Consider the following 3,882-nt stretch of genomic DNA (forward strand, 5'->3'; position numbering starts at 1 on the left):
GTCCATGGCATGGAGTACAAATTATCGGATATCCTCTAAACAAAAAAGGACCGGGCCGCTTTTTGCCCGGTTTTTCTTAAAACATTGACGTATTGATCGTTTTCTATTATAGTTTATGGGGTCAACCATTTAGGGGGAGAATGATTTTGGGTAAAGAAGATAATCAGCGAATTTTTGATCGATTTATGAATATAATCCTTTACGGAAGAAAAGGGATGTCCACGCTTGTTTCGGAACAGCTTTTAAAAGAGATGTCCATAGAACAATTTACACTGATTCGAGAGGTTTACAAGCATGGTTCCATTCGGGCTTCAGAACTGGCCGAGCTGCTGTACGTACATAAAAGTGCCGTGACAGTTCGTGCGGACAAACTTGTAAAAAAAGGGTTGCTTCTCCGGGAACGGGACACGGAAGACCGCAGGAATGTCCACTTGCGGCTCTCCAAGGCAGGCGTTGAATACTACGAAACAATGGAAAATAAAATCAACGAGTTTGTTGAAGCGATTGTAAAAGACCTTCCAAAAGATGAAATGGAGCGCTTTCTGCATGTTTTTGAAAAAATAGCCCAACACATCGAGCATTATAGGGGGGAAGAAGAATGAGAACGGTCCTGCGTTTTAGGTGGCTTGTATTGGCAGCGTGGATAATGAGTGCCATCGCATTAATGGTATTTGCGCCGGATATGAATCAGCTTGTCCGGGAAAAAGGCCAGCTGGCGATCGCGGACGGATATCCGTCAACGATTGCGGAAGATATAATGGAAAAACACTCACCTAAAGAAAAAGGGACCGAGTCCTTTATCGTCGTCTTTCATAGCGGTGAAACATTTTCTAAGGAGCAGCTTTCAAATATTGAAACCACTGTCGATATACTTGACCGGAAAAAATCTGAACTCGGTATCAGTGAAATAACGACCCATTTTAAGGATAAGGACTTGTCGGATCAGCTCGTATCCAAAGAAAAGAATACAATCATTGCATTGGTCGATGTGAAGATGGGGGACAAGGAAATCAAGGATGTCCGCGAACAGCTGGATGAGGCGGTCAAAACCGGGAATGTAAAAACATACATGACGGGAAATGCGCTTATTAATGAAGATGTCGTTATCAGTTCCGAAAAAGGATTGCAAAAAACGGAAGTGATTACGGTTATTTTCATTATGGCCGTCCTTCTGCTTGTGTTTCGTTCGGCCGTGGCTCCGTTTATTCCGCTTTTAACGGTTGGAATGACGTATTTGGCCAGTTCATCGATCGTTGCCTTTCTTGTAGACCGGGTTGATTTCCCCGTTTCCAATTTTACCCAAACATTTTTGGTGGCGGTGTTGTTCGGAATCGGCACGGATTATTGTATTTTGCTGTTAAGCCGATATAAAGAGGAGCTCTCCTCCGGACAGGACATTCATTCTGCAATCGTCACAACATACAAAACGGCCGGAAAAACGGTTGTTTACAGTGCCATCGCTGTCATGATCGGATTTGCCTCCATCGGGTTTGCGTCATTTAAACTGTACCAATCGGCAGTTGGTGTGGCCGTCGGAGTTTTGGTCCTCTTGATCGCCCTGTTTACGATCGTTCCTTTTTTCATGGCGACATTGAAAAGAGCGCTTTTCTGGCCGGTGAAGAAAGATATTTCCCATAAGGAGAGCAGGCTGTGGGGCTGGATGGGAAATCTCGCCATTACAAGACCGCTTGTTGCTCTTGGAATTGTGGCTATTTTTACTGTACCGCTCCTCGTTGGCTATGATGGTGATCTTTCGTTTAATTCGCTGGATGAAATCGGCGACGAATATGATTCCGTCAAAGGATTCAAGATCGTTGAGGACAGTTTTGGTCCCGGGGAGCTCATGCCGGTTAAACTTGTCATTGAAAATGACGATCCGATGAAAACAAAAGACTATTTAACATTGATAGAGTTGATCGGCAACGATTTGGAAAAGCTTGACCATGTGGAAAAAGTCCGCAGTGTTACAAGGCCGACAGGCGATAAACTGGAAGAAATTTATGTCAAAAAACAGGCGGACCAACTTGGTGAAGGGATCGGTGAAGGGACGGACGGCATATCGAAAATCAAAGATGGGTTGAACGAAGCCGCCACTTCGATCAAGGATTCCAAACCGGATCTGGAAAAAGCAACAGGCGGAATCGGGGAACTGCAAAAAGGGACGAAAGAATTGCAGTCCGGTGTCGGGCAGCTCCAAACGGCGTTAAGCAGTATTGAAGATGGAATCCGCAAAGGTACAGCCGGGGCAGGTGAGCTGAAAAAAGGAGCGGGCGAAGCAAGCCAACAGGCGGCCGAGCTGCAGGCGGGAACAAAGGAACTGCTGGCAGGGTATGAGCAGGCCCAGGCTGGCCTGGCACAATTAATCTCTGAATATGGAAAAATACCATCGACATTGCAAGAAGCGCAGGATCAACTCATGTCATTGGAAGAGCCGCTTGGTAAACTCGTGCAAAAACATCCCGAGATAATGAACGATCCGAATTTCGCCGAAATTCAATCCATTGTGGGGAATGCGACGAAACAGGTTGCGGTTGCAGGAGGAACGGTGTCCGCTCTTAATGGCGAACTGGAAAAAGTCCGAACAGGTCTTGCAACGGCCAACAGCCACTTAACGAAAATGGCTGACGGGCTCGGCCAATTTTCTTCAGGCCTACAAGAAATAGAGAAAGGTTTGAAGGAGCTTGAGTCCGGTTTAGGTGCCGCTGCTTCAGGCCAACATCAGGTCGTCGGAAAAATTCCCGAGATCGTAGCGGGAATGGGCGAAATTGCCAGCGGCCAGGAGCAGCTTCAATCGGGCTTTGGCCAAGTGGGAAGTCAACTGAATGAATTAAGCGATGGATTATCCGAAAGCAGCAAAGGACTTGGACAAATAGAAGACGGATTGGGCGAAGCAAAAGACCACTTGTCCAACCTGGCAAAAGATACGGATTTACAGCAATCAGGAATTTATATTCCGGACCAGTTGCTGACAGACAAGGAATTCCAGCGTGTCTTTGATATATACATGTCTGAAGACGGAAAGATGACAACGATGGACATTGTCCTTGATTCCAACCCGTACGCCAAGCAATCGATGGATATGATTTCCGATATTGAAGAAACGGTTGAAAAGGTTGTAAAAGATACAAAATTAGAACAGGCAAACGTCGGCATTGGCGGCGTAACGAGCATGAACAAGGATTTAGAGTCCATGTCTGATGCGGACTATTCAAAAACCGTCATGTTCATGATGGCCGGCATAGTGATCATTTTGGTCATTTTGCTGCGGTCGCTCGTCATGCCGGTCTACATTATTGCATCGCTGCTATTAACCTATTATTCATCGATCGCCATGACGGAAGTCATTTTCGTCAACATCCTTGGATACCCTGGAATCAACTGGGTTACCCCGTTTTTTGGATTCGTCATCTTGATTGCCCTGGGCGTCGACTATTCCATCTTTTTGATGGACCGCTTTTCCGAATACAAAGAACTCGACGTCAAAACAGGCATTATGCTCGCCATGAAAAATATGGGCACCGTCATCATGAGTGCGGCTGTTATTTTGGCTGGTACCTTTGCCGCGATGCTTCCTTCGGGCGTTCTGTCCATGCTGCAAATCGCAACATTGGTACTGTCGGGATTACTGTTTTACGCTTTGATCGTCCTGCCGTTATTTGTACCCGTGCTCATCAACTTGTTGGGAAAAGCAAACTGGTGGCCATTCATGCCGCGTAAAAGCGATCAGTAAAAACCGGGAGAATGGCAGGATCTCTCGGCTTATTGGGAGGCGCTGCCCCGGCCGCAAATGCGGGCGGGCAGCGCTCCAACTCCCGTATAATCGCTCCAACTCCCGTATAATCGCTCCAACTCCCGTATAATCGCTCCAACTCCCGTATAATC

General features: G+C 46.6%; 2 protein-coding genes. Both read left to right on the forward strand.

Annotation, left to right across the window (positions count from 1 at the left end; translation table 11 throughout):
* The first annotated feature begins 146 nt into the window (after positions 1–146).
* On the forward strand, positions 147–602 hold the full coding sequence (locus tag AB1L08_RS21830) for a MarR family winged helix-turn-helix transcriptional regulator (protein WP_413066694.1): 456 nt from the start codon (positions 147–149) through the stop codon (positions 600–602).
* Complete coding sequence (locus tag AB1L08_RS21835) at positions 599–3,730, forward strand: MMPL family transporter (RefSeq protein WP_413066695.1); 3,132 nt, start codon at positions 599–601, stop codon at positions 3,728–3,730. The genes AB1L08_RS21830 and AB1L08_RS21835 overlap by 4 nt, the downstream gene beginning before the upstream one ends.
* Positions 3,731–3,882 lie beyond the last annotated feature (152 nt).

It is taken from the genome of Siminovitchia jepli (genome assembly GCF_047228825.1).
Classification (GTDB): domain Bacteria; phylum Bacillota; class Bacilli; order Bacillales; family Bacillaceae_C; genus Siminovitchia.